24 protein-coding genes are annotated in these 25,387 nt (G+C 70.0%); 11 read left to right on the top strand and 13 right to left on the bottom strand.

Annotation, left to right across the window (positions count from 1 at the left end; genetic code table 11):
* Positions 1–31: 31 nt before the first annotated feature.
* On the top strand, positions 32–340 hold the full coding sequence (locus tag JJB11_RS18740) for an MTH1187 family thiamine-binding protein (protein ID WP_201174924.1): 309 nt from the start codon (positions 32–34) through the stop codon (positions 338–340).
* Between the two features lie 31 nt (positions 341–371).
* Here the strand turns inward: JJB11_RS18740 and JJB11_RS18735 are convergent, their stop codons facing one another.
* The 3 genes from JJB11_RS18735 to JJB11_RS18725 all read right to left on the bottom strand — a co-directional run bounded on the left by JJB11_RS18735 (position 372) and on the right by JJB11_RS18725 (position 2,691).
* Complete coding sequence (locus tag JJB11_RS18735; protein ID WP_201174922.1) at positions 372–1,523, bottom strand: aminotransferase class V-fold PLP-dependent enzyme; 1,152 nt, start codon at positions 1,521–1,523, stop codon at positions 372–374.
* 268 nt (positions 1,524–1,791) lie between these two features.
* On the bottom strand, positions 1,792–2,181 hold the full coding sequence (locus JJB11_RS18730) for a DUF4124 domain-containing protein (RefSeq protein WP_201174920.1): 390 nt from the start codon (positions 2,179–2,181) through the stop codon (positions 1,792–1,794).
* 96 nt (positions 2,182–2,277) lie between these two features.
* The gene (locus tag JJB11_RS18725) at positions 2,278–2,691 is read right to left on the bottom strand and encodes a VOC family protein (protein ID WP_201174918.1); all 414 of its coding nucleotides are present in this window, start codon (positions 2,689–2,691) and stop codon (positions 2,278–2,280) included.
* A 335-nt stretch (positions 2,692–3,026) separates the two neighbouring features.
* On the opposite strand from JJB11_RS18725, the gene JJB11_RS18720 reads away from it, so the two are divergent.
* Positions 3,027–3,878: a hypothetical protein gene (locus tag JJB11_RS18720; RefSeq protein ID WP_201174916.1), complete on the top strand. Its 852-nt coding sequence runs from the start codon at positions 3,027–3,029 to the stop codon at positions 3,876–3,878.
* A 21-nt stretch (positions 3,879–3,899) separates the two neighbouring features.
* Here the strand turns inward: JJB11_RS18720 and JJB11_RS18715 are convergent, their stop codons facing one another.
* Positions 3,900–6,695: a PAS domain-containing protein gene (locus JJB11_RS18715; RefSeq protein ID WP_201174909.1), complete on the bottom strand. Its 2,796-nt coding sequence runs from the start codon at positions 6,693–6,695 to the stop codon at positions 3,900–3,902.
* 115 nt (positions 6,696–6,810) lie between these two features.
* Here JJB11_RS18715 and JJB11_RS18710 point away from each other — a divergent pair, with 115 nt between their 5' ends.
* The 5 genes from JJB11_RS18710 to JJB11_RS18690 are packed head-to-tail and all read left to right on the top strand — an operon-like array spanning position 6,811 to position 9,531.
* A complete protein-coding gene (locus JJB11_RS18710) occupies positions 6,811–7,029 on the top strand; it encodes a hypothetical protein (protein WP_201174902.1) in 219 nt (72 codons plus the stop codon).
* A gap of 8 nt (positions 7,030–7,037) precedes the next feature.
* On the top strand, positions 7,038–7,724 hold the full coding sequence (locus JJB11_RS18705) for a hypothetical protein (protein WP_201174900.1): 687 nt from the start codon (positions 7,038–7,040) through the stop codon (positions 7,722–7,724).
* Between the two features lie 56 nt (positions 7,725–7,780).
* Positions 7,781–8,194, top strand: coding sequence for a hypothetical protein (locus JJB11_RS18700; RefSeq protein ID WP_201174898.1), 414 nt, complete (start codon positions 7,781–7,783; stop codon positions 8,192–8,194).
* Positions 8,191–9,108 carry a hypothetical protein gene (locus tag JJB11_RS18695; RefSeq protein ID WP_201964940.1) on the top strand — a complete coding sequence of 306 codons (918 nt, stop codon included), beginning with the start codon at positions 8,191–8,193 and terminating at the stop codon, positions 9,106–9,108. Before JJB11_RS18700 ends, JJB11_RS18695 begins: the two co-directional genes overlap by 4 nt.
* Positions 9,109–9,165: 57 nt before the next feature.
* Entirely contained in the window at positions 9,166–9,531 is a 366-nt protein-coding gene (locus tag JJB11_RS18690; protein WP_201174896.1) for a hypothetical protein, read from the top strand.
* Between the two features lie 9 nt (positions 9,532–9,540).
* On the opposite strand, the gene ligD is transcribed toward JJB11_RS18690, so the two are convergent.
* Both ligD and JJB11_RS18680 read right to left on the bottom strand, forming a co-directional pair.
* On the bottom strand, positions 9,541–11,412 hold the full coding sequence (ligD, locus tag JJB11_RS18685) for a DNA ligase D (protein WP_201174894.1): 1,872 nt from the start codon (positions 11,410–11,412) through the stop codon (positions 9,541–9,543).
* A 137-nt stretch (positions 11,413–11,549) separates the two neighbouring features.
* The gene (locus tag JJB11_RS18680) at positions 11,550–11,783 is read right to left on the bottom strand and encodes a hypothetical protein (protein WP_201174892.1); all 234 of its coding nucleotides are present in this window, start codon (positions 11,781–11,783) and stop codon (positions 11,550–11,552) included.
* 201 nt (positions 11,784–11,984) lie between these two features.
* Here JJB11_RS18680 and JJB11_RS18675 point away from each other — a divergent pair, with 201 nt between their 5' ends.
* Entirely contained in the window at positions 11,985–12,299 is a 315-nt protein-coding gene (locus JJB11_RS18675; RefSeq protein WP_201174890.1) for a hypothetical protein, read from the top strand.
* 28 nt (positions 12,300–12,327) lie between these two features.
* On the opposite strand, the gene JJB11_RS18670 is transcribed toward JJB11_RS18675, so the two are convergent.
* The gene (locus JJB11_RS18670) at positions 12,328–13,266 is read right to left on the bottom strand and encodes a LysR family transcriptional regulator (RefSeq protein WP_201174888.1); all 939 of its coding nucleotides are present in this window, start codon (positions 13,264–13,266) and stop codon (positions 12,328–12,330) included.
* Between the two features lie 126 nt (positions 13,267–13,392).
* On the opposite strand from JJB11_RS18670, the gene JJB11_RS18665 reads away from it, so the two are divergent.
* Positions 13,393–13,761: a DUF4148 domain-containing protein gene (locus JJB11_RS18665; protein WP_201174886.1), complete on the top strand. Its 369-nt coding sequence runs from the start codon at positions 13,393–13,395 to the stop codon at positions 13,759–13,761.
* Between the two features lie 69 nt (positions 13,762–13,830).
* On the opposite strand, the gene JJB11_RS18660 is transcribed toward JJB11_RS18665, so the two are convergent.
* From JJB11_RS18660 to JJB11_RS18650, 3 genes are all read right to left on the bottom strand, one after another.
* On the bottom strand, positions 13,831–15,699 hold the full coding sequence (locus JJB11_RS18660; RefSeq protein ID WP_201174884.1) for an ATP-binding protein: 1,869 nt from the start codon (positions 15,697–15,699) through the stop codon (positions 13,831–13,833).
* On the bottom strand, positions 15,696–16,361 hold the full coding sequence (locus JJB11_RS18655; RefSeq protein ID WP_201174882.1) for a response regulator: 666 nt from the start codon (positions 16,359–16,361) through the stop codon (positions 15,696–15,698). Before JJB11_RS18655 ends, JJB11_RS18660 begins: the two co-directional genes overlap by 4 nt.
* Positions 16,362–16,506: 145 nt before the next feature.
* Positions 16,507–17,412, bottom strand: a complete 906-nt coding sequence (locus JJB11_RS18650; RefSeq protein ID WP_201174880.1) for an SDR family NAD(P)-dependent oxidoreductase — start codon at positions 17,410–17,412, stop codon at positions 16,507–16,509.
* 193 nt (positions 17,413–17,605) lie between these two features.
* Between JJB11_RS18650 and JJB11_RS18645 the strand changes: the two genes are divergently transcribed.
* Positions 17,606–18,262, top strand: a complete 657-nt coding sequence (locus tag JJB11_RS18645) for a hypothetical protein (RefSeq protein ID WP_201174872.1) — start codon at positions 17,606–17,608, stop codon at positions 18,260–18,262.
* On the top strand, positions 18,225–21,437 hold the full coding sequence (locus JJB11_RS18640; protein WP_201174868.1) for a response regulator: 3,213 nt from the start codon (positions 18,225–18,227) through the stop codon (positions 21,435–21,437). Before JJB11_RS18645 ends, JJB11_RS18640 begins: the two co-directional genes overlap by 38 nt.
* Before the next feature lie 59 nt (positions 21,438–21,496).
* Here JJB11_RS18640 and infA read toward each other — a convergent pair whose 3' ends face one another.
* From infA to JJB11_RS18625, 3 genes are all read right to left on the bottom strand, one after another.
* Positions 21,497–21,760, bottom strand: coding sequence for a translation initiation factor IF-1 (infA, locus tag JJB11_RS18635; RefSeq protein WP_201174865.1), 264 nt, complete (start codon positions 21,758–21,760; stop codon positions 21,497–21,499).
* A gap of 311 nt (positions 21,761–22,071) precedes the next feature.
* Positions 22,072–23,625, bottom strand: coding sequence for a glutamate--cysteine ligase (gene gshA, locus JJB11_RS18630; RefSeq protein ID WP_201174864.1), 1,554 nt, complete (start codon positions 23,623–23,625; stop codon positions 22,072–22,074).
* 117 nt (positions 23,626–23,742) lie between these two features.
* Positions 23,743–25,323: a 4-hydroxyphenylacetate 3-hydroxylase family protein gene (locus tag JJB11_RS18625; protein ID WP_201175025.1), complete on the bottom strand. Its 1,581-nt coding sequence runs from the start codon at positions 25,321–25,323 to the stop codon at positions 23,743–23,745.
* Positions 25,324–25,387 lie beyond the last annotated feature (64 nt).

Raw genomic sequence — 25,387 nt, 5'->3', positions numbered from 1 at the left:
CCATGCGGCGAAACAGCCGAACGGAGCGCGCATGGTCCTGCTGGAATTCGCAATGAGTCCCACTGGCGAGGGCGAGAGCCTCAGCCGCCACGTCGCCCGCATCCTCGACATCGTCGACCGCAGCGGCGTCAGCTACCAGCTCACGGCGATGGGCACCATCCTGGAGGGTAACTGGGACGAGGTGATGGGCGTGGTGGGCGAGTGCTTCCGCGAACTGCAGAAGGACTGCCACCGCATCGCCATGAACCTCAAGATGGACTACCGCGCCGGCAGCGAGCCCCGGCTGCACGCCAAGGTCGACGCGGTGGAAGGCCACGTCGGCCGCAAGCTGCGGACCTGAGGCCCGCGCTTGCGCCCGATCGCGTTGGCGCTCAGGCCGCCTTGGCCGGGGCGTGCACGCCGAGCCGGTCCAGGGCCTCGGCCAGCGACTTCACCGTGCGATCCACGTGGTGCCACTTGTCCAGGCCGAACAGGCCGACGCGGAAGGTCTTGAAGTCGCTGCCTTCGTCGCACTGCAGCGGCACGCCGGCGGCGGTCTGCAGGCCCATGTCGAGGAATTTCTTGCCGGACTGGATGTCGGGGTCGCTGGTGTAGCTCACGACGACGCCGGGCGCGCGGTAGCCGTCGGCGGCCACGCTCGGCATGCCGCGGCTCTCGAACACCGCGCGCACCTTGCGGCCCAGGTCCTCCTGCTCCGCCTTCACCTTCGCGAAGCCGTAGGCCTGCGTCTCGCGCATCGTCTCGCGCAGCCGCGTCAGCGCATCGGTCGGCATGGTCGCGTGGTACATGTGGGCGCCGCCCTCGTACGCTTCCATGATCTGCAGCCACTTCTTGAGGTCCATCGCGAAGCTGGTGCTGGTGGTGCCGTCGATGGCCTTGCGGGCGCGCTCGCTCAGGCACACCATCGCGCAGCAAGGCGAGCTGCTCCAGCCCTTCTGCGGCGCGGAGATCAGCACGTCGATGCCGCAGGCCTTCATGTCCACCCACATCGCGCCGCTGGCAATGCAGTCCAGCACGAAAAGGCCGCCGACATCGTGCACGGCGTCGGCCACCGCACGCATGTAGTCGTCGGGCAGGATCATGCCGCTCGCGGTTTCCACGTGGGGGGCGAACACCACCGCGGGCTTCTTCTCGCGGATCGTGGCGGTGACTTCGGCGATCGGCGCCGGCGCCCAGGGCGCGGTCGCGCCGCTGCCCTGCTTGCGCGCCTTCAGCACGGTGCTGGAGGCGGGGATGTTGCCCATCTCGAAGATCTGGGTCCAGCGGTAGCTGAACCAGCCATTGCGCAGCACGAGCACGTCCTTGCCGCTGGCGAACTGGCGCGCGACCGACTCCATGCCGAAGGTGCCGCTGCCCGGGACCAGCGCGGTGGAGTGCGCCTTGTAGACGTCCTTCAGGATCGCGGAGATGTCCTTCATCACGCCCTGGAAACTGCGCGACATGTGGTTCAGCGCCCGGTCCGTGTAGACCACGGAAAACTCGAGCAGGCCTTCAGGATCGACGTGGGGCAGCAGTCCGGGCATGGTTGACTCTGGCTTGTAGTAAGGGGAAACAGGCAGCTTAACACCGCGCCGAAAACCCCTCTTCAAGCGCCCCCGGGCCCTCCGGGGGGCGCTTGAAGAGGGGAGTTCCTGCGGCTGCGTGCCCTGTAGGCTGGCGGTGAGCGAAGCGAACCCCGCGTTCCAGCGACGCGCCGCAAGCTGGGGTTCGCCTGCGGCTCACCGCCAGCCTGCCTGGGAAGCCAGGTGCATGGTCAGCCGCGCCGGAGTCGACACGCTCGCGGCGACCGCCTCAGCAACCGAGCTCGCGGAAGCGCTTCTTCGAGCTCACCAGCGGAACCTCGTCGTGCGGGGTGGCGGCCGTGCCCATGGCCTTGAGTTCCGCTTCCTGCCGCGGCATGCGCGCGTCGAGCGCCTTGCATTCGCTGCGCGCTTCCTGCGGCAGCTGGGCGCGCCGCATGGCCGTGGCGCGGTCCTGCGGCGGCGTCTGGTAGCGCACCGTCACCCGCTTCTTGCCTTGGCCGCCCAACTCCTTGCCCCCGGGGCACATCGTCTGCGAGTACGTCACGCGACCGCGCTGCACGCACTTGTACGTGGGAGTCTGTGCATCCGCCGCGTCCGCGGCATGCAGCATCAGCAGGCCCACCAGCAACGCTCCCCAGGTCTTGGCCATCGCGACCATGGCATCTCTCCATCCGTTTGCACGAATGTTAAGGAGGAGCCGGGCCGTGCGCCCGCCCGGAACGAGTCGCCGATGCGGCGACCCAACACAGCGACCTTACGTCGGCTGCATGCCACCGCCCACCATCCAGGGCGTGCCGAAGCGGTCGACCAGCATGCCGAAGCTCTCGGCCCAGAAGGTCTTCTGCATCGGCATGTTCACCTTGCCGCCCTGCGCCAGCGCATCGAACACGCGGCGCGCTTCCTGGGCGCTGGGGTATTGCAGCGACAGCGCAAAGCCGCCCATGGACTGGCGCTCGCCGGGCGGCTGGTCCGAGGCCATGAGTGCGCGGCCGTCGATCACGAGGCGTGCGTGCATCACGAGGTCCTTCGCCCCGTCGGGGCACTGCTGCTGCGGCGCCTGGCCATAGGTCATGAGGGCTTCGAGCTTGCCGCCGAGGGTGCGCTCATAGAAGCGCATCGCTTCGGCACATTGGCCCTGGAAGAAAAGATAGCTGTCGAGGATGGCCATGGAGTCTCCTTGTCGCGACGGAACGCCCGTCGGGAACACGACGAAGGGCGCACACGCGGATCGACAGATTGCACGGACCCGGCCGCCAAGAACGTCACAAAGGGTGGACCGCGGCGCCGGCCATCGCGGACGGCCGGTCGTTTTGCTGACTTTCTGTTTCACTTGGAAGCACCGCGAAGTCAGCTTTAACAAAGGAAATTACAAACAGAAAAGCGCACGGCGTGCTCCACTTCTCCCTCTGGGAAAGCAAGCCGGGTAGCCTTCTTTGATCATCACGATGAAGGGGGCTGTTGCGAGTTGTAAGTCCGTGTCATACTAAGAAAAAGCCCTAGCCCATGACATCACTGTCCCGCATCACTTGTCACGCAGTGCACGAGCTCACCCGCGAGCAGCGCGAGGCACTCACGCGCGAGTTGTTCGCGGTGCATGCGCAGATCTTCACGGGCCTCAGCTACGAGGAATTCCGTTCCTACGTCGTCGAGCGCGATGCGTGGCGCACGTGGGTCTACGTGAAGCACAACTCGGCCGGGCAGGTCGTGGGCTACACCTCCCTGCACGCCTTCCGCCTGATCGTGGACAACCGGCTCTCCACCGTCATCCGCATCGAAGCGGGCACCCTGCCCGCCTACCGCGGCCGCGACCTCACGATGGTGCACGCCGTGCTGCGGCTGCTGCGCGTCTGGGCCAGCCACCCGTGGCGGCAGTTCTGCATCTTTGCCGCGCTCACGCACCCGAGCAGCTACACCTTCCTCTCGCATTACGCGCCGGTCATCTGGCCGCATGCCACGCGCAAGGAGATCCCGCCGCACATCGCACAGCGCATGGAGGAGCTCGCCGGCTGCTTCGACCTCCCGCGCGTGGACCCGGCGAACCCGCTCGTGCGCGAGGTGAACTGGATCACCCTGGAATCGGAAGAGGAGCGCAAGCGCTGGATGAACAGCTCGCGGCGCGACACGCGCTTCTACCTGTCGCACAACCCCGGCTACGTGCACGGACAGGGCATGCTCACCTACATCCCGTTCAACGGCTCCATCCTGCTGCGCTCGATGCTGCGCTTCCTGATGGGGCGCGCGGGCAAGATCACCCGCCTCATGCTGGGCAAGGAAGCCGCGGGCAAGCCCCGCCGGCATCCCATCGATTCGGCGTTCACCCCGCTCGAAGCCGTCCGGCGCGACCTGCACCGCTAGCGAGCCGCGCGCCAGCGCGCATCACGCCTGCGGCAGCGTGAAGAAGAACGTCGCGCCCTCGGCTGGGGCGGACCGCGCCCACACCCGACCGCCATGGCGCGATACCGCGCGCGCCACCGTGGCCAGGCCGATGCCGGTCCCCGGGAATTCATCGGGCGAGTGCAGCCGCTGGAAGGTTCCGAACAGCCGGTCCGCATACGCCATGTCGAAGCCGGCGCCGTTGTCCTGCACGTAGAACACGCCGGGCTCGCTGCTGGCACCGACATGCAGGTCCGCCACCGGTGAGCGCGCGCTGAATTTCCACGCATTCCCGATCAGGTTCTCCAGCACCGAGCGCACCAGGCGCACGTCGCCGACGGCGGCGAGCCCCGGATCGACCCGCCACTGCACCTGCCGTTGCGCATTCTCGGCCTGCAGGCGCTGCAGGATTTCCGTCGCCATGTCGCTCAGGTTCAACGGCGTGCGGATGATCTCCAGCTCGGACACGTGCGCCAGTGCGAGCAGGCCTTCGATCAACTGCGCCATCTCGTCGGCGTTCGCCTGGATGCGTGCGAGGTAGTGATGCGCGCGACCTTCCGGCACCGGGGCCAGCTCGTCGCGCAGCAGGCGCGCGTACGAGCCCACCCGTTGCAGCGGTGACTGCAGGTCGTGGGAGACCGAGTAGGAGAAGGCTTCGAGCTGCCGGTTGGCCAGGCGCAGCGCTTCCTGGTTGGCCATCAAGTCGGTGATGTCGGTGTCCGTCCCCACCCACAGCAGCACCTGCCCCTGCTCGTCGCGCACCGGCACCGCGCGATAGCTGGTCGTGTGGTACGTGCCGTCGCGCGCGCGCAACCGGCGCGTGCCGGTGTAGGGCTCGCCGGCGGCGGCGCTGCGCCGCCAGTTCTGGCGCACGGCATCCTGATCGTCGGGATGGACCAGGCTGAGCCATTCGCCCCCTTCCCACTTCGGCGGCGCGCCGCCCGCGAGCTCGTACCACGCGCGACTGAGGAAGGTGACGTTGCCCTTCGGGTCCACCGTCCAGAACGGCAGCGGCGCCTGCTCGGCGAGCGTGCGGAACAGCGCGTCCTGCCGCGACAGTTGCGCCGTCCGTTCGGCAATGCGTTCCTCCAGCGTCGCGTTGAGGCGGCGGATCTCCTCCATCATCAACACGCGCAGCGTGATGTCCTGCTGCGCGCCCTGGATGCCGACCACCTTGCCCGTGGCGTCGCGCACGGGCTCGCCGACGGAACGCAGCCACACCTGGCGTCCGCAGGCCGACTTGAGCTCCAGCTCGGTGTCGAAGGGCTCGCCCCGCCGCACGCACGCATCCAGCACGTGGACTGCCTGGTCCACCGACGCAGGCGCGAGGGTGGCGAAGAACTCCTGCAGCGTGGGCTCCGAATCCGGCGGCAGCTCCATGAGGCTCGCCGCTTCCGCCGACAGGGACACGCGCTCCGTCTCGAGATCGGCGCGCCAGTGCCCCATGCGCGTAAGCCGGCCCGCCATGTACAGCTGCTCGGCCTGCGCGCGCAGCCGGTCCTCGGCCTGCTTCAGTGCATCGATGTCGGTGGCAGTCCCGAACCAGCTGACCAGCGATTCGTCGGGGCCGCGCACCGGCACCGCGCGCAGCAGTTGCCAGCGGTAGCTGCCATCCCGGTAGCGCAAGCGGTGCTCGAACTGCACCTCGCGCTGCCTGCTCAGCGCCTTCCGCAGCCGCTTCATCATCGCCGGCAGGTCCGCCGGATGCACCAGCTGGCGCCAGCCCGTCCCGAGCGCTTCCTGCGTGTCGAGTCCCGTCAGTTCGACCCAGCGGTGGTTGATGAACTGCACGCGGCCGGTCACGCCGGCGACGAACACGATCTGCGGCATGGCTTGCGCCAGTTGCTGGAAGCGCACTTCCGTCTGCTCGCTGCGGCGTGCCTGCCGTCGCAACTGCACCGTGAGCGCCAGCGCGACCAGCACCGCGGCGGTCCACACCGCCGCGGTGAGGATGGCGAAGCGCCGCCACGGCGCCAGCATCTCGTCGTAGCTCGACCCGACCGCGACCACCAGGTCCGGATACGTTTCGAGCTGGCGGTAGGCCACCATGCGCGTCACGCCATCGATGTCGCTTTCCCGGATGAAGGTGCCGTGCGGCGAGCGCGGAAGGTAGTCGCGGAAGATCGGCGCCGAGGAAAAGTCCTTCCCCAGCATCGCCTCGTTGGCGGGACTGCGCGCGAGCAGCTGCCCGTCCCGGCTGTACAGGACAACAGCGCCGCTCGGGCCGAGGTCGATGCCGCGCCACAGGCGCTCGAAATACGCCGGCTCCACCGCACCGGCGATCACCTCGCGGACGCTGCCGTCCGCATCGCGGATCGGCCGCGCCACGCTCATCATCCAGGTCCCCGTGGTGCGGCTGCGCAGGATGGGGCTGATGAAGAAGTTCGTCTGCGGCGCGCGCACATAGGCCTGCACGTAGGGCCGGTCGCTCATGTCCTTGCCGACGTTGCCGGGGTCCGAGTCCATCAGGATGCGGCCGGAGCGGTCCACGATCCACAGCGCCCGCAGCAACTGCAGGTCCTGCAGCCCCTCGCGCAGGGCCGCGGGGCCCGTCGTTTCGTCGAGCTTGCCGGCCTGGCGCAGGGACTCCACCCGCACGATGGACAGCTGCAGCGCCTGGTCCACGGACTGCAGCGTGCGCGCGGTCTGCTCGGAGATCACGCGCGAAAGCGAATCCGCCAGTTCCTCGCCGCTGCGCAACTCCGCCTCGCGCAGGTACAGCAACGCGAACACCAGCAATGCGCCCGTCAGCAGCGCCACGGCGAGCACCGCTCCCAAGTCCCTCCAGGCTCTCCTCATGAGCGGCATTGTGACGCCCCGCGCGCATCCGGCAAGCACACGGGTTCCCGGCTGACACGGCACCGACCGGCGACGCCGGGACACTGGCCCCACGACCAGCTACAGGAGAGCGCGCATGTCCCACCACGCCACCATCCGGGGAGAAGTCTGCTTCCGCGCAGGAGACGGCGTGCTCATGCCCGTGCCCGATGGGGACGTCGACATCGAGATTGCCGACGACAGTGTCACGCTCTCCTGGCTCGATGGCGAAGGCAACGCCGGATCGGCCGCCATCCCGCGGGACGAATTCGAGCGCTATCGCAGCGAAGGCAAGATCCGCGTCGACGCGGACTGAGCGACCCCATGGCCATGCCCACCGCGATCGAGGCCTTCCTGCTGGCGCTCGCCTGGGCAGCCTGCCTGTCCGTGCGTCCGTGGCGGCTGTTGCAGGCGCACGGAGGTAGCGTCCCGCCGCTGGTGACGCCCTTCCTCGCCTGCCTCGGCGTGCTGCCGTGGCTGTGGTCCTGGCCGGGACTCGCCGCCCTGCCCTTGTCTTTGCATTGGTCCGGCGCACCGCTCGTGACGCTGCTGCTTGGGTGGCCGCTCGCCGTGCCCCTGATTACGCTGGCGGGCCTCAGCACCGTGATCACCAACGGCAGCACGCTGTCGCAGGCGGTGGCCATGACCTTCTGGTCGGGGCTGCTGCCGGCGACGCTCGTGCTCGTGCTCGGGCACGGCGTTCGCAAGGCGTTCGGGCCGCAGCCGCTCGCGTACATGCTCGGTCGCGCGTTCCTCATCCCCTTCGCCACGCTCGCGGCCTGTGGCGCCGCCGCCGGCGGGCTCACGCTGGGCCTCACCGCGCCCAACGCAGAACTGCAGCGCGTCGCCCTCGTCCTGCTCGCATTGGGCGAAGCCTCCTGGAGCTGCGCCATCGTCAGCCTGCTGGTGGCCTGGCGTCCCCAGTGGCTGGCGACGTGGTCGGATGCGCTGTACCTGCGCCGGCCCGCGCGCCAGCCCGCGAAGATAGTCCGCCCCCAGGCCCACCGCTGAGGCGCGCTTTACCCCGCCGAGATGATCGCGGTCCGGCGGGATGCTATCTTCGCCCCATGCGTTCGCAGTCTCGTCCCTTTCGCCACCTGACGCCCCTCCTGCTGCTCGCGGCAGCCACCGCCTTCACCGCGCCAGCCCGCGCGCAGCCGGACCAGCAGGTCGCGCTGCAGCACGCAGGCTTCGCATCCGTGGGTGGGCTGTGGTGCGGGGTCGGCCTGCTGCAGGGCTTCTCGCTGGAGATCGCCCAGGATGCGCAGAAGGTGCAGGGCCGGCTGGTGCGCAAGCAGCGCGTCCGTGAGATCACCGGGCACGTCGAGGGCGCGCGCGTGATCACCGACGCCCAGCGGGACCACACGATGGAGCTGCTCGCCGAAGGCGACCAGCTGCGCATCGTCACCGGTACGGGCGTGCTCGCGCTCGCCGCGGGCCAGTCCTTCGCGCGCGCCGCCGGCGGCAGCTGCACCAGTTGACCCCCGCCGGCTGGATCTGGGTTCCCATCGTCCTCTGGGCCGCGCTGGCCCAGACGGCGCGCAATGCCGCCCAGCGCTCGCTGGTCGCGCAAGCCGGCACGCTCGGCGCCACGCTCTCGCGCTTCCTCTACGGCATTCCCTTCGCCGCCGCGTGGGTGCTGCTGCTGCATCGCCTGCCCGCCACTGCCGCGCCCGTGCCCGCCTTCCACGCAGGGTATGCCGGCTGGCTGCTGCTCGGTGCACTCGGCCAACTGGCGGCCACGGCCTTCCTGCTGGCGGCGATGAAGCAGCGCAACTTCGTCGTGGGCGTCGCCTATTCCAAGACCGACGCGTTGCAGGTCGCGCTGTTCGGATCGCTGTTCCTGCGCGAGCTGCCGGCCGCGCCGACGCTGGTGGCGATCGCGCTCGCGACCTCGGGCGTCGTGCTGCTGTCCTTGCCGCCGCGCGGCGCGGCGCTGGAGGGCAGCGCATGGACCTCGCGCGCGGCCTGGTACGGACTGGCGTCGGGCGCGGGCTTCGCGCTGTCCGCCGTCGGCTACCGCGGTGCGGCGCTGCAGATCCCGCAGACTTCCGCCTGGCTCGCGGGCGCCTGGGGCGTGCTGCTCGCGCAGACGCTGCAGACGGTGCTGCTGGGGGGCTGGCTCGCGTGGCGCGCGCCCGCCGCCCTGCGTGCCACCGTCACCGCCTGGCGCGTGTCCAGCATCGCCGGCGCGATGGGCGCGCTCGCGTCGATCGGCTGGTTCACGGCCTTCGCCCTCACGACCGCGGCGAACGTCCGCACGCTGGGCATGGTGGAGGTGGTGTTCAGCTATCTGGTCTCGCGCCGCTTCCTGCGGGAACGCCTCGCGCTCGCGGAGCAAGGCGGGCTCGCGCTGGTCGTGGCGGGACTGCTGGCGCTGGGCCTGCGCCTCTGAGCCGCAGCGGCGGCGCCGTCCTACATCGGGGCGCGCTGCGCGGCGCGAGATTGGGCCATGGCCCAGGACGACGACACCCGCACCACCACAACCCAGCCTTTCACGCTCTATGCGGCCAAGGGCCGCGTCTACGCGCGCAACCGCGATCAGAAGATCGTCGACCTCGGCACGCTTACGCGCGGAGACGACGGCTGGTCCTACCTGCTCGATGGCAACCAGCAGTCGGCCGGCGGCTTCTCTTCGGACGAACAAGCCTTGCGTGACCTGGGCCGCAACCTGCGCTTCCTCTGGCTGGACGGCCAGTTCACCGCGGTTGCGGATGCGAAAGACGATGCGACGCTGGCCCTCGACGGCGCGACGCGCCTGGACATCGAGCTGGACGAACTGCCGCCGGGCGGCCGCATGCAGGACGCGACGGTCTGAGCGCGCAGCTCAGGCCTTGGGCGCGAAGCCCAGCTTCTTCATTGCGGCGTCGATCTTCTGCGGCGTCTTCCAATACCCGGCCCACGGATCGGCCTTCAGGCGCGCGAGGTGGTCGATCGCGTTCGCGATGGTCCAGTGGTCGCCGCCAGTCACCTCGGGCAGCTCCTCCCAGCGCAGCGGCATCGACACGCCCAGCCCCGGCCGCGCACGCGCGGAGAACGCTTCCGCGGTGGACTGCACCCAGCCATTGCGCAGGTAGTCGATGAAGATGCGGCCGACGCGATTGCGCGGCCCCGACTTGGCGACGAAGCGCTGCGGCAGCGTGCGCGCCATGTGCTGCACCACCGCTTCCGAGAAATCCTTGGCCGTCTCGTAGCCGTGCGCCGGCGCGAGCGGAACGAACAGGTGCAGGCCCTTGCCGCCGGTGGTCTTCACCCAGCTTCGCAGTCCCAGCTCCTGCAGCAGCGCCCGCAGCAGCTGCGCGCCCTCCTGCAACTGCTGCCAGGGCAGATCCTCTCCCGGGTCGAGGTCGAACACCAGCCGGTCCGGCTGGCGGATCGCCCGCGCGGTGGAGTTCCACGTGTGCAATTCGATCATGCCCAGTTGCGCGGCGGCGAACAGGTCCTCGGTCGTGTCGAAAGCGATTGCGGGATCGTGTCCCGGCCACAGCTGGGGGTCGGTACCGCGCAGGCCGCGCAGCCCGGACGGATGCTGCAGGAACACCATGGGCTCGGCGATGCCCAGCGGCGCACGCCGGATGTACGCGGGGCGGCCTCGCAGGTGCGGCAACGCCCAGGGCGCGACCTCGATGTAGTAGCGCACCAGGTCCGCCTTGGTCAGCCCGGTCGACGGGTCGATGACGCGCGCGCCATGGGTGACCTTGCGCAGCATCGCCACAGTGGCATCGGCGGGCGGGCGCCGCTCGGGTGCCGGTGGCGGTGCCGCGTGCTCGCGCTGCACCGAAGGCGCGGGCTTGTCCTCGCGCAGTCCCTTGAACGACGCATGCCGCAGGCTGCCGCCCTGCGGCCACTCGTTATACGTGACCTCGCACACCAGTTCGGGCCGCACCCAGGTCGCGTGCCGGTCGTGCCCCGTGGGTCCGGCGAAGGGCCGCTGCTTTTGGGCCATGCCCTCCAGCCGTTGGCGCAAGGCGGCCGAGACCTCGCCGGTGTAGCCCGTGCCCACCTTGCCTGCGTACTGCAGCCGGCCCTTCTCGTCGACGGTGCCCACCAGCAGCGCGCCGATGCCGGAAGGACGCGTGTCGTCGGGCCAGGTGAAGCCGCCGATGACGAACTCCTGCCGCTGCGTGCACTTCAGCTTGATCCAGTCGTCCGAGCGCCGCTGCACGTAGATCGAGCCGCGCCGCTTGCCGATCACGCCTTCCAGCCCGAGCTGGCACGCCGAGTGCAGGATCGCGCCGGGGTCGCCGCCGATCTCCTGGCTGAAGCGCAGCCGCTCGCTTTCGGGCAGCAGCGATTGCAGCAGCGCGCGCCGTTCTTCCACCGGCACGCGGCGCAGGTCGTGCCCGTCGCAGTAAGGCAGGTCGAACAGGTAGAACACGATGGCGTCGTTGCGGCCGCCTTCGATCGCGTTCTGCAGCGCGCCGAAGCTGGGCTTGCCGCTCTCGTCCAGCAGCACGATTTCGCCGTCGTACCAGCCGGGCGGCAGCCGCGCGGCGATCAGGTCGCGGCGCAGCGCGGCGAAGCGGTGCGTCCAGTCGTTGCCGCGGCGCGTGACGATGCGAACCTCGCGCGGGCCGCCGACGCGCGCGAGCATGCGGTAGCCGTCGAACTTGATCTCGTAGATCCAGTCGCCGGGCGTGGGCTTGGACACCAGCGTGGCGAGCTCGGGCGCAAGGCTCGCTGGCAGTTCGGCCGGCACGGCGGCCGGCGGCAGGACGAGGCGGCGGCGCGGGATGGCAAGGCTCCGGATCGGAGCCTCATCCTCGCGCGAGCTTCAGGCGTTCGTTGTAGGAAATCCGCGTGGCTTGCCGCTGCGCACGGGCGCGGCCCGGCGCATCAGGCTTCGCTACCGCCCTTGAGCAGGAACCACGATCCCCACGCGAGGTCGGTCGCGTGGCGCGCATCCATCCAGCGCTGGAACTCGGGGCTGCGCAGCGCCCGGTCCGCTTCGCCCGACTGCTCGGCCTGCTCCCGCAAGATGTGGAACTGCTGTTCCGCCTGGCTCTCTGCAGCTTCGAAGCGCTCGGCCTGCGCCACGGCGGCGACCAGTTCCTGGGTCCAATCGTTCATGGAATCTTTCATCAAGGGGACAGTATGAGGCCGCGCCCGCGGCGGCGCTGCGCACCAGCCCAGTGCCCATGCCCCGGACGTGAAATGCTCGAGCCTGCACTTGCGTTCCTACACGAAACCAGCATGGACACGCACGGGCCCAGGCGCTACAAGGAACGACGATGGCCACGCAGCTGCGGCCGCGGCTCACCCGGATGCACCATGCCTTTCAGCACGCTTCTGTACCGCTACTTCTTCTTCGGCTGGCTGTTCAAGGACGTCAACAGCGGCAACCTGCTCGAGCGCGCCGCCGCGTGGCGGCACAACCGCGAGCAAGCGCGCTGGCTGCCCACGTACATGCGCCGCTGGCTGTGGTGCGCCGTGTTCTGCTACGGACTGGGCATGATGGTCGAATCCCTGTTGCACGCCCCCGGCCTCTCGGTGGTGTTCTACGTGCCCTGCGCGCTGGCCGTCCCCATCAACGCGGTGATCGGTGCGGCGTGGGTCGGCCTGCGGGTCGCGCCGGCGCGAGGCTGAGCGCACCGCCAGGAGCCTGCGCAGGCTCCTAAGCCATTCCTTCTTCGGCCGCCGCACCCAGGTCCGCGACGGTGCGCCGCGTGTGCTCGACGACGTGCTCGAGGAACGCCCGGGTGCGCGTCGGCATGTACTTGCGACTGGGCATCGCCACGGTGAGTTGCAGGCGGCCGGTGATCCACGGCGCCAGCACGCGTTGCAGCACGCCCGCCTTCAGGATCGGCGCCACCAGCTCGGTGGCCTGCACGCCGATGCCCGCGCCCGCGATGGTCGCGCGCAGCAGCGAGTCGAGGTGGTTGGCGGTGAGCACCGGCGGCGCTTCGATGTCCACAGTGCGATCGCCGTCGGTGGGATCGATCAGCGTCAAGGGGCGCAGGCGCGCGCCCGTGGCGCGCAGGCGCACGAAGCGGTGCGGCAGCAGGTCCTGGGGCGTCTGCGGCACGCCGTGGCGGCGCAGGTAGTCCGGCGAGGCGCACAGCACCGCGTGGCTTTCCGCGATCGTGCGCACGATGGCGGTGGAGCCGAGCGACACGCTGCCGGTGACGAAGGTGAGGTCGTAGTCCTCCACGTTCGGGTCCACCAGTTCCTGCACGTGCAGGTCCAGCCGCACTTCGGGATGCAGGCGCTGGAAGGAAGCGATGGCCGGCGCCAGCACGTGCACGGACAGCGCGGGCTGCGACAGCACGCGCACCGTGCCGGTCATCTCGCGGCTCTGGGCTTGCGCGAGCGCATCGGCTTCATCGATGTCCACCAGGATGTGCCGCAGGCGCGCCAGGTAGGCGTCCCCCGCGGGCGTGAGCGCGAGTCGGCGGGTAGTGCGCTGGAGCAGGCGCACGCCGAGGTGATTCTCGAGGTCACCGATGAGCCGCGTCACGGCGGCGGGGGTGAGGTCCAGCTTGCGGGCCGCGGCGGCGAAGCCGCCCTCGTCCACCACCTGCTGGAACACGCGCATTGATTGAAGCCGATCCATATCATCGATTCCGGGCCTCGATTATTGCAGGAGGCGCAATGACAGATTGCTTCTTAGGTAGTTTTTTGCTTCCGATGCGGGGAATACAGTCACTCCATCGCCAACGCAAACACCAAGGAAAGCACCATGAACCGCTCCACTCTCGCTCTCGCCGTCCTGTCCGTCGCCGCCTTCGCCGCTCACGCGGACGATGGAGACCTGTCGGGCCAGTTCGCGGCTTCCGCCGCCGGCGGCCAGGCCACCCGCGCCCAGGCGCAGGCCCAGCTCGCCGAGTACCAGAAGTCCGGCGTGAACCCCTGGTCCACGTCGTACAACCCGCTCACCTCCTTCAAGGGCGAGAAGACCCGTGCCGAAGTGACTGCCGAGTACCTCGCCAGCCGCAATGCCGTCGAAGCCATGACCGGCGAAGACAGCGGCTCCGCCTACCTGGCCTCGAACAAGGCCGCGGAAGCGCCCCGCCAGCTGGCCGGCCAGCCGGTCCGCAACGCGCAGTAAGGCAGCCAGCGCCCCGTGCAACGCGGGGCGCGCTGGGGAGCGCGGGCGAGCCCCGCCTCCCCAAGCTGGTCAGGCACAGACCTCGGCCAGCGGAACGTGCACCGTCACGCGCGTCCCACCCGAACCCCCGAAGATTTCCAGCCCCCCTCCGAGCTGCCCTGCGCGTGCGCGCATGTTGCTCAAGCCCCGCCCCGAGGTGTCCTCGCAGACGCCTGCCGCACCGATGCCGTTGTCACGCACCGCGAGTTCGAGCTCGCCGCGCACGAGGCACAGGCGCACGTCCACCGCGCTGGCGCCTGCGTGCTTCACGACATTGGTGAGCGCCTCCTGGGCGACCCTCAGCAACTGCAGCGACGCATGCGGCTGCAACTGCAGCTCGTGCCCGGGCACGTCGATCTCCCAGGTCAGGAGGATGCCGCAGGCCTCCATCTGCCGGCGCCAGCGGAACAGGAAAGTCCCGAGCGAGGCGCCGAAGTCGCGCTCCTGCGGCACCAGCGTGTCCAGCGCGAGCCGCATCTCGGAGATGCAGCCACGCAGCGCCTCCGCGATCTCCGGCGGCGGCATGTCGCCGCGCTCCACGCGCGAGAGCGACACGAACAGCCGCGAACCCAGGCCGTCGTGGATGTCGCGCATGATGCGCTGGCGCTCCTGGGCGGCGGCCTGTTCGCGCTCCAGCGCGAACACGCGCGCATAGTTGGCCGCGAGCTCGCGCTCGCGCTCGGCCACGCGCTGCTCCAGCCCCTGGTTCAGGTCCTCCAGCGAGCACAGCGCGCGCACGAAGCGCGCCGTGAGCAGGCCGCCCATGGCCAGCAGCACCAGCGTCGCGGCGAGGTTCATCAGCGGGAAGCGCTCCGCCGTCCACGCGGCGAGCCACGGGACGTCGGGGTCGAGATCCCAGGCGAGCAGGTAATCGTGCATGCCGGCCAGCGCGGTGAACGCCAGCGTGGCCGGGAGTGCGGCCGCCTCCAGCGTGCGCCGCCGCACGAGGGACCAGGCCGAGACGCCGATCACGGTGGCGCCGATCGGCAGGAAGCCGCCGATCCACCAGCGGTTCACCAAGGGCTCGCCGGCGGGACCTTGCGCGAGCAGCCACAAGGGCCCGATCAACCAGTAGGCGAACAACGCCCGCTCGAACCAGGGCCTGTGGATGCCGGCGAGGCGCCAGGCGAGCGCCGTCATCGCGACGATGAAGCCACCGGTGCAGGCATGGAACAGCAGCCGCCACCAGAACCAGGTGCCAGCGGGGATGAACTCCATCATCAACGTGAAGGTGCGCAAGCCCCACAAGGCCGCGGCCGCGCCGAACAGGCCGTAGATCACTTCGCCCGGTCGCCGCCACCAGATGAACAGCACGCACAGGGCGGCGAGCAGGCACACCGTCGTCGTGATCTGCGGCGTGACGCTCTGCCAGAAGAAGCGCCGCTCGTAGAGCGGCTCGAGCACCGGCAGCTGCGCGATCATGGGGCGGGGAAAGCGCGCGGACGCGCCGGGCGGTGGCTGGGCCGTGCGCACCATCAGCTCGTTGGCGCCGGGGCGCAGCAGGGCTGGCGGAAGGGCCACCGCGTGCGGCCGTACCCAGCGCACGTGCCACTCGCTCGTGTTCTCCGGCACCTGCGCGACCAGCGCGCCGTTGATCCACACGTCACCGCCGTCGTACAACCAGGGCAGGAACACGCCCCAGGCCGGCTGCGGGCCGCCCGGAACGTCGAAGCGGACGCGATACCACGCTGCCGAGGGCGCGACGCCCGGACGCGACTTGCGCCAGCGATCGGGCAGCTGCACCGCGCGCCAGGGCGCGGATGCAGGAGGCGGGGCTCGCGAGGCATCGACGAGCAGCTCCGCCTGTGCGATCGGCTGGGCCGGCGCCTCGGCGAACGACGGAGCTGCCGCAGCCAGCCAGAGCAGGGCCGCGAGGACGGCAAGAAAGCCGCGGCTCACAGCAGGCCCAGTTGCGTGGCCTCGTACACCGCCTCGCCACGCGAGTGCACCGCGAGCTTGCGGTAGATCTTGCGCACGTGCGCGACCACGGTGTGCGGCGAAATCCCCATCAGCTCGCTGATGGTCTCGAAGCTGAGGCCCTTGGCGGTGAGGCGCAGCAACTCGGTTTCGCGGTCGGTCAGCGGCGACGCGGCGGCCACGCTGCGGACGCCGGCAGCGGGCCCGTGCGCCGGCGCGAGAGCCAGCCGGAACCGGGTGAGGATGCGCCGCGCGATGCCCGGGCTGATGGGGGAGCCGCCGCTGCGCAGCTCGCGGATGCTGGCGCCGATGCTTGCAGGCAGCGCGTCCTTCAGCAGGTAGCCGGCAGCGCCGGCCTCGATCGCCGCGAGCACGTGCTGGTCGTCGTCGAACATCGAGACCACCAGCACCTCGGCCGGCCGGGGGCCCTGCACGGCGGCGCGGATGACCTCCACCCCGTCGCGATCCGGCAAGCCGAGATCGAGCAGGACCACGTCGGGCGGCTGGGCTTGCAGCAGGGCGATGGCGGCAGCCGCCGTGCCGGCGGTCCCGATCAGCGAGAGCTCCGGGTCGGTCAGCACGGCCTCGCTGAAGCGGCGCAGGAATTCCGGCTCGTCTTCGACGATGAGGACGCTTGTGGTCATCTCGCTTTCCTCACAAACGGCCCGATTGTGCTCAGGAGTGCGCTCGTGCGCCTCTCCCAAACGGAGTCCCTCGGCCCATCCGCGTGCCGTACTGAGCGCCGCGCAGCCCCGTGCGGCGGCGTATCCGGCCCCGGGCCCGCGCCGGTCAGGCGCGCCGGCGCGCCAACCGCAGCTCGTTGGCGCCCTGCTCGGCGCCGCTCGCCGGAACGGTTTCCCCGGAGCGGTCGCGCACGGCGTCGAGAATGTCCTGCAGGCGTTCCGGCGCATCCGCGCCCGTGCCCACGTAGGCTCCGTGCGTGAGCGTCACGTGCGCCGCTTCGAACCCGCCCGCGCCTGCACAGAGCGTCGTGCGGGTCGGCGCATCCGCCGCGGCCAGCACGAGCATCGCGGGCACCACCGCCTCGGGTCCGAACGCGCCCAGCATGTCGGGCGGGAACAGGTCCTGCGTCATGCGCGTCGCCGCGGTGGGCGCGAGGCAATTCACGCGGATGTCGTGCTTCAGGCCTTCGATGGCGAGCGTCTGCATGAGTCCCACCAGCGCCATCTTGGCCGCGCCGTAGTTCGCCTGGCCGAAGTTGCCGTACAGGCCCGACGACGAGGTCGTGAGGACGACGCGCCCATATTTCTGCTGCGTCATCACGGGCCACAGCGCCTTGCAGCAGTGCACGGCGCCCATCAGGTGCACGTCGAGCACCAGGCGGAAGTCCGCGAGGTCCATCTTGGCGAAGCTCTTGTCCCGCAGGATGCCCGCGTTGCTCACCAGGATGTCGACGCGACCCCACTTGGCCATGGTCTCGTCGACCATGGCTTGCACCGCCGCGAAATCGGTCACGGATGCGCCGTTCGCGATGGCGTCGCCGCCGCTCGCGCGGATCTCGTCGACCACGCGTTGTGCGGCACCGACAGAGCCGCCCGTCCCGTCGACGGCACCGCCCAGGTCGTTCACCACCACCTTGGCGCCGCGCGCGGCCAGTGCGAGCGCATGCTGGCGCCCCAGGCCCCCGCCTGCACCCGTGACGATGGCCACGCGGCCGCTGAAATCCAGACCCATTTCATCTCCTCTGCCGGGCAAAAGGGGTGAAATTTAGCGCAGTGCGCGCTGCCGTCGGTCGCCCGCCCGGTTAGGCCTGGCTGACAGCACCATGTGGCGGCTTGGAGAATTTGCATCAATCTGTAAAACTAAGTGCACTCGGTCGGACCGGACCGGGTCCCGAGAAGAGCCCGCGCCGCGGGACGAGAACACGATGGGAGCCATCATGGGGATGCTGAACATGCTGCTGGGGAAGAGGGATGCCTCCGGCAAGCCGCGCAGCTCGCGCACACCGGCCAACAGCACGCAGTTCGTGGCATCGCAGTCGCCTGCGATGTCGAACTCGCAGACGGCCATCCGCAAGGACCTGCTGAAGCTGGTCCTGCGCGAGACGCTGACGCGCAACGGCGTTCCCCAGAACTGGCTCGCCACGGACATGTTGCGCACCACGAGCCCGCGGCGCGAACATGGCATCCACGTGCGCTTCCTCGTGCGCGCGTGGGAGCCGCGCCTGCTGGAGCACGGCCCGGCGTTCGAACAGGAGTTCATGCAACGCCTGCTGCTGCTCGACCCGAAGGCCGCCGAGTGGCTGATGGGCTTCTCCTGGCAGTTCGCGATGCAGGACCAGCGCAAGTTCCCGCCCCTGCCGCACCCCGGCTCCTGGACGGCGCCCCGGGAAGCCCCGGCGCGGCCGGCGGAGGCGAGGAACACGAAGCCGGGGGACATCATCGAAGGTCCGCTGACGCTGCCCAAGGCGGCCGAAGACGTGCGGGCCGACCTCGAGCGCCTGCTCGCCGCGCGCGACGACGACATGAAGCGCCACTCGAAGGGCGGTGACAACTTCGCAGCCACGCGACCCGCCACCCTCTAGTCCGCGCCCCCTGGCACGCCCGCCCGGCCGGCGTCGCTGGGCGTGCGTTGCCGCGCACTGGCGCGCCTGGCTGGCCTGCGCCCTGCTCCTGCTGTTCGCCGACGGCCTGTTCGCCGCGCAGCCCACGCCGCACGCCCGGGCCGGCGTGATCGACCTGACCGCACCCGGCGCGCTCGGCACCGGCCGTGCCCTGGAAGGCGAGTGGGGGTTCGCGTGGGAGCGTTTCCTCGACCCCGCCGCCAACGAGCCGGCCCCCGCGTTCGCACCGGTGCCCGGCGTCTGGAACGAACTCACGGCCGACGGCAAGCCGCGCGGCCCTGACGGTTACGGCACCTACACGCTGCTCGTGCGCTGCCCGGAGGGCCGCCAGCTCGCCCTCTCGGTGCCGCCGCAACGCACCGCCATGCGCATGTACGTCAACGGGCAGCTCGTGGCCGTGCAAGGACTGCCCGGCACCCGCGCGGACGAGGCGCAGCCAGCGATCGGGCGGCGTGCGGTGCTCACGGACTCCTTCGCGTGCCCGCTGCACGTGACCCTGCACCTGTCCAACTGGTCGCATCGCGCCGGCGGCGTGATCCGCGCGCCGGTCGCCGGCCCCATCGAGCAACTCTCGCAGGATGCGCAGCAACGCTTCGCGCTGGACACGCTGCTGGTCGGCGGCTACCTGGTGCTGAGCATCTCGCCGCTGTTCTTCTTCCTCGTGCGCCCGAAGGAGAAGGCCCCGCTTTACTTCGGCCTGTTCGCTCTGGCCCAGACGGTCTACACCGACATGACCGGCGAGCGCCTGCTGCTGCAGCTCACCACCGGACCGCAGACCGCGTGGGAGCTGTACCTGCACACCGAGTATTCGGCCTGGCTCGTGTCGATGGGCCTGTTCGCGCTGCTGATCGACAAGCTGTTCCCGCGCACCATGCGCGCGGGCCTGCTGCGCCTGCTGGTGGGCGCATGCGGATTCGGGCTCGTGTTCGTGCTGCTGACGCCCGCGCGCGTCTACAGCCGCTACGTGCTGTACGGGCAGTTGCTCGGCGTGAGCATTGCCCTGTACTCGGCGTGGTGCCTCGCCCGTGCGGCGCGCCAGGGCCGCCCCGACGCCGGCGTCGTGCTCGGCGGACTGGCCTGCCTGGGCGTCGTGCTCACCGTGAACATGGTCCAGCTCTCCGGCGACATGACGCAGCGGGGCATCACCGCCGTGGGCCTGCTCGCCTTCGTGCTGACACCAGGCATCGTGCTGCTGCGCCGGCTGGGCCGCGCGCTGAACGTCGAGGAACAGCGCAGCGCGGGCGAACGCGAGAAGGTGGACCTGCTGGTGCGGGCCACCCACGCCGGCATCCTGGACTGGGACTACACGCGCAACCTCACGCGCTACTCCGACCGGCTGCTGGAGATCATGGGCTACCCGCCGGGAACGGACACGAGCGAGTGGCCGCGTTTCTTCCGGCACATCGCGCCGGAGGACCGCGAGCGGGTGCAGGAGAGCTTCATGACGCAGCTGCGGGATCGCTCGGTGCGCGGCGGGGAGATGAAGCACCAGCCGCTGGAATACCGCCTGCTGCGGCAGGACGGCAGCGTCGTGTGGGTGCACGCCGAGGCGATCAGCCTGCGCGGGGCGGACGGACGCACGCTGCGCTACATCTGCTCGTTCCTGGACATCACCGACCACCGCGCGGTCGCCGAAGGGCTCGAGCGCCAGAACGCCGCACTCGCCGAGAACGCGCGGCTGCGCGAAGACGTCGAGCGCATGTCGCGGCACGACCTGAAGACACCCCTGAACAGCATCATCGGGGTCGCGCGCCTGATCCGGGAGGATGCACGCGTGCCGCAGGAACAGCGCGAGCTGCTGGGCATCGCGGAGCGCGCGGGCTACCGCATGCTGGAGATGGTGAACCTGTCGCTGGACCTCTCGCGCATGGAGCTGGGGACCTACGACTTCCGGCCGCAGGCGGTGAACCTGCTGGACGTGATCGACCGCGTGCAGCTGGACCTGCAGCCGATGGCGCAGGCCGCGCAGGTGCGCGTGCGGCTGGAGACGCCGCCGCATGCGCCGATGTATGCGCGCGCGGAGGAGCTGCTGTGCTACTCGATTCTCGCCAACCTGCTGAAGAACGCGATCGAGGCCTCGCCGCGGAACGGTGTCGTGACGCTGCGCCTGCAAGGCGGCGACCCGATCCGCGTGCAGGTGCACAACGCGGGCGCCGTGCCGCAGCCCATCGTCACCCGCTTCTTCGACAAGTACGTCACCGCCGGCAAGAGCGGCGGCACCGGCCTGGGCACCTATTCGGCCCGGCTGATGGCGCGCGTGCAGAACGGCGAACTCGAGATGCAGACGGACGCGGCCGGCACGCTGCTCACGCTGAGCCTGCGCGCACTCGGCGACGAGCAACTGCCGCCCGCCCGGCGCGCGCAGCCCGCCCTCGCGCCGGCGCCGCGCGCGGACGGCTCGGACTTCCCCGCTAGCCGCCTCCTGCTGGTCGACGACGACGAATACAACCGGCTGCTGCTGATGCGCTACCTGCCCTCGCCGCCGTTCACCGTGGAGACTGCAGCGAACGGCGCGGCCGCGGTCGAAGCCGTGGCCCGCCAGTGGCCCGACTTCGTGCTGATCGACATGGAAATGCCCGTGATGAACGGGCTCGAGGCGGTCGCCTGGATCCGTGCGCGCGAACGCGAGGCAGGCCGCAAGCGCTGCGCGATCGTGATGATGTCGTCGAACGACGACCCGGAGTCGATCCGGCGCGGGCTGGCCGCCGGCAGTGACCGCTACCTCGCCAAGCCCTTCACGCGCGAGGCCTTGCTCGCCCTGCTGCACCTGCTGGCGCAAGGCGGGCCGCCGCTGCCGGCGCAGGCGCTGCTGCCGGAGGCTGCGCCGCAGGGTCCGCCGCTGACGCCCGAAGCCGCGGTGCGCGTCGACCCCGAGCTGCTGCACGAAGTGCCGGCCTTCCTCGCCTCGCGCCGCAAGATGGTCGATGCGATGGCCGAAGCCCTGGCGAGCGGCCAGCGCGAACAGTTGCACGCCGTGGCGCATCGCGCGGCTGGCGGGCTGGCGCTGTTCGGGTTCCAGTGGGCGGCCTGGCAATGCCGCGGCATCTCGGCGCGCGCGGCCGTCGGCGACGCCGCGGAACTCGGTGCGGACATAGCCCGGCTGCGCCGCCACCTCGACCAGGTGCAGGTGCAGTAGCGTACCCGCCAATGCAAAGGCGGCCCCATGGCCGCCTTGTGCTGCGCAACGTGCGCCGGTCAGCGCCGGCGATGCTGCGGCGGCGGACCGCCCGTGTTGCGGTTGGGCAGGTGGCGGAACATGATGCGCCCCTTGGTCAGGTCGTACGGGGACAGCTCCAGGCTCACCAAGTCACCCGCGATGATGCGGATGTGGTTCTTGCGCATCTTGCCGCCGGTGTACGCGACCAGTTCATGACCGTTGTCGAGGATCACGCGGTAGCGCGAGTCCGGCAGGATTTCGGCCACGCGGCCGTTCATTTCAATCAGTTCTTCCTTCGCCAATGGGGCTCCTTCGGGCAGGCCTAGTACCGCGCAGCGGTACCCATGTCCCGCAATTGTAAGCGGAGCAGCCCTTCCCCGACACACCGAGGGGCCTTCGCCGGCGCGCGGATGAGACACAAACGGAAGGCCGACAGCCGGACGCAGAGGTCGCACAAGAGCGAGAGGACGCAGAAAAGCAAAAGGACGCAGAAGGACTTCCACCTTCTCATGGAAGTCCTTCTGCGTCCTCTGCGAAACCTCTGCGTCCTCTGCGTCCGGGTGTTGGGTGTTCTCCCAGGACGGGTCACGGCCGCCCCCGCCCCGCCCCACCCTCAGACTGCGGCGAGCTGCGGCGCCACGGCCGCCTGCGTCAGTCCCAGCCGCTCCGGCGAGATGTATTGCTGCCGGTACTGCTCGAAGGGCATGGTGTCCCCGGCCTCGACCGCGGCCTGGTCCTGCAACGACTGCCGGACCAGCGCTTCCATGCGCGCTTCGAGGCCGCCGGTGAACGGCAGCTTCAGCAGCTTCGTCTTCGCCAGCACGGACTGCGCGAGAGTGAAGCGGCCGAAGCTGTTGTCGTGCTCGCGCGCCATCGCGGCCAGCACGCGCGCGGACGGCAGCATGTCGGGGTTCTGCAGCAAGGCCTCGGCGGCGCGCAAGGCGTCGCCGTAGTCCGTCGTGTCGTGCACGGCGTCGAGTAGCGCCGCGATGGGAGCGCACTCGCGCACGATCTCCGCTCCCCAGTCGACCAACCGGACCTGGCGCCCGTCGCGCTCCAGCATCAGGGCCGGGTCACGCCCGTAGGCGGCCGTGCGGTGCTGGTTGCGCCCGAGCTCGGCGATCTCTTGCGGCGTGTCGTTCGGACTGCCCGCATACAGGCAGTGCAGCAGGAACACGTCGAGGAAGCGCATCGTCTGCGCCTTGATGCCGATGGGCACGAACGGGTCGAGGTCCATCAGCCGCACTTCCACGTACTCGACGCCGCGCTCGCGCAGCGCGTGCAGCGGACGCTCGCCGGGGCGGATGACGCGCTTGGGACGGATGGTGCCGTAGAACTCGTTCTCGATCTGCAGCAGCGTGGTGGAGAGCTGGTTGTACTCGCCGCCGGGATTCATGATGCCGACCTTCTCGTACGCCGGGTACGGCTGGGTCAGCGCCTCGTGCAGCGAATCGGCATAGCCATCCAGGCTGTTGTAGCTCACCGAGAGGCTGGCCTGCGCTTCGCTCTGGTAGCCGAGGCGCCCCATGCGCAGCGACGTGCCATAGGGCATGTACACCGTGCCGGGCGAGAGCGTCTGCAGCTCGTGCCGGCGCCCGGCCACGAAGGTCGAACAGGCCGCCGGCGAAGCGCCGAAGAGATACAGCAGCAGGAAGGCGTGGCGGCGGAAGTTGCGGATCAGCCCGAAGTACTCGGCGTCGCTCACCCCCGGCAGCGACCAGTTGTAGTGGATGCCCGAGATGGTCTGCATGCGCCGGCCGTAGCGGTGCGCGAGTCCCATGCGGTAGACGCTCTTGGCGCGGCCGACATTGGACGAGCCGTAGCGGCCGATGGGAATGTTCTCGTCGGCGGGCAGCGTGCACGGCATGCTGCTCACCCACATCATCTCCTCCCCCAGCGCGCGGTAGGTGAACTGGTGGACCTGCGTGAGCTCCTCGAGGCACTGCTCGACGCTGGCGTGCACGCCCGTGATCAGCTCCAGCTGCGACTCGCTGTAGTCGGTGGTGATGTTCGGATGCATCAGCGCCGAACCGAGCGCCGCCGGATGCGGGGTCAGCGCGAGCGCGCCGGTCGCGGTGGTGCGCAGGCTTTCCTTCTCGATACCGCGGCGGATGCCTTGCAGCCGCGCGGGCGCGAGCGTGCTCAAGGCTTGTTGCAGGTTGCTCATGGGTCTGGTCTCTGGGATGCGCCCGGGTTCGTCGCGTGCGAAGTTAACACCTTTGCGGCATCCCTGCTTGTCCCGGCCAAGGCGGTGCGGCGGCACCTGTGCTAGGCACCGGCGGCCTCACCGCGACTCGCCTGGTTCGCCCTTGCGCGCGGGCAAGTCCACCATCACCGGCTGGCCCGGCGCGGTGCAGCCCATGTCGCAGCACTTGCCCGGCTGCCGGTTGCGCGTGATGGCGCGCGCCGGGTCGTGCAGCACGTCGCGATCGAGCAGCCGCTCCACCAGCTCCACCTTCGAGCCCACCGGGTAGTGGCGCCAGATCTCCTGCTTCATCGCGGCGGGCGAGCCGCCGCCGTGCAGGCTGATGAGGCTGTACCAGCCGCCCTGGTAGCCCGCCGTGAGGTCCTCGAGGAAGCGCGCGACCTCGATGCGCTTGTCGTAGGGCACGTCCGGATTCGCGCCCAACACCTCGGACAGCTTCGCCGCCGTCTCCGGGTTGTGGTCCTCGTCCGGCCCGGGCAAGGCCACCACCAGCCCACCGCTCACGTAGTGCGCGATGCGGTGCATGTCGTAGATCTGCGTGGCCAGCAGCAGCTTGCCCACGTTGGAGAACAGCGGGTCGGGCATGAAGCTCGCGCTGTGTTCGTCCGCCCGCCCGTACACGCTGGCGGCGACGCCGCAGGCGTAGAAGCCTTCGACGATCTTGATCAGCTCGACCATCTGCTCGCGCAGGTGCGACTCCTGGCCGGGGTCGAAGCCGTTGGCCTCGCACATGAGCGCACCCGCTCCGATCAGCAGGTCGCCGAAGCCGGCGCGCGCGGCGATGCAGGTCTGCCGGTGGTGCGTCGCATAGCTATAAGTAAGGTGGCCGCTGTGCTCCCACTCCCCGGCGTAGAACACCTGCTCCCAAGGCACGAACACGCGCTCGAACAGGCACACGGCCGTGCTCTGCCCGTACTTGCGCGAGAACAGCGCGTCGCCGTGCTCCAGCTTCTCGCCGGGGCGGCCCGCCGGGCGCGCGACGATGGTCAGGCCCGGCGCATCCACGGGCACGGCGCAGCACACGGCGAACGCGGCGTCCGCCTCGCCCATGTTGCGGCAGGGCATGACCAGCAGTTCGTGCACGTAGGGCGCGCCGGTGACGATCGCCTTGGTCCCCGAGATGACGATGCCATTGGCGTTGCGCTCCACGACGTGCACGTAGCTGTCCACGTTCGCCTGCTCGTGCGGGCGGCGGCTGCGGTCGCCCTTGGCGTCCGTCATGGCGACGCCGAGCGTCAGGTCCTGGTCCTGCACGCGGTGCAGGTACTCCAGGAAGCGGGCCGTGTGTTCGCGCGAGCCGCGGGCGTCGTCGATGCGCGCAGCGACCTGCCCGATCGCATTGAGCGCGTCGTGGGTGAGGTAACGCTGGGCGCAACCGGTTTCCTGGCACACGATCCGCACGGCCTCGAGCTTGTTCAGCAGGTCGCCGGCGCTGGTGTCGATGTGGGTGAAGCGGTTCACGCGGCGCCCGCTCGTGTGCTGCACCGCCGTCATGAGCGGGGCCAGTTCACTGCGGTGCGCGACGTCGTAGGTGAGCGCGATCGCGTTGATGCCGGGCTGGAGCGAGCGCGCGTCGGCCACGCTCTCGATCGCCTGGCCGTCGACGAACACGCGCGGGCGATAGCGCCGCAGCGACTCGCGGTAATCGGAGCCCGTCATCAGGGTCGCGCTGGCAGCCGGTGCGTTCAAGGCCGTCTCCTGGAGGTGGAGCGGCCATTCTCGC

Origin of the sequence: Ramlibacter ginsenosidimutans, from assembly GCF_016654015.1 — a bacterium.
Classification (GTDB): Bacteria; Pseudomonadota; Gammaproteobacteria; order Burkholderiales; family Burkholderiaceae_C; genus Ramlibacter; species Ramlibacter ginsenosidimutans.
The sequence above is the reverse complement of the archived record's forward strand: the minus strand, read 5'-3'. Positions and strand labels throughout refer to the sequence as shown.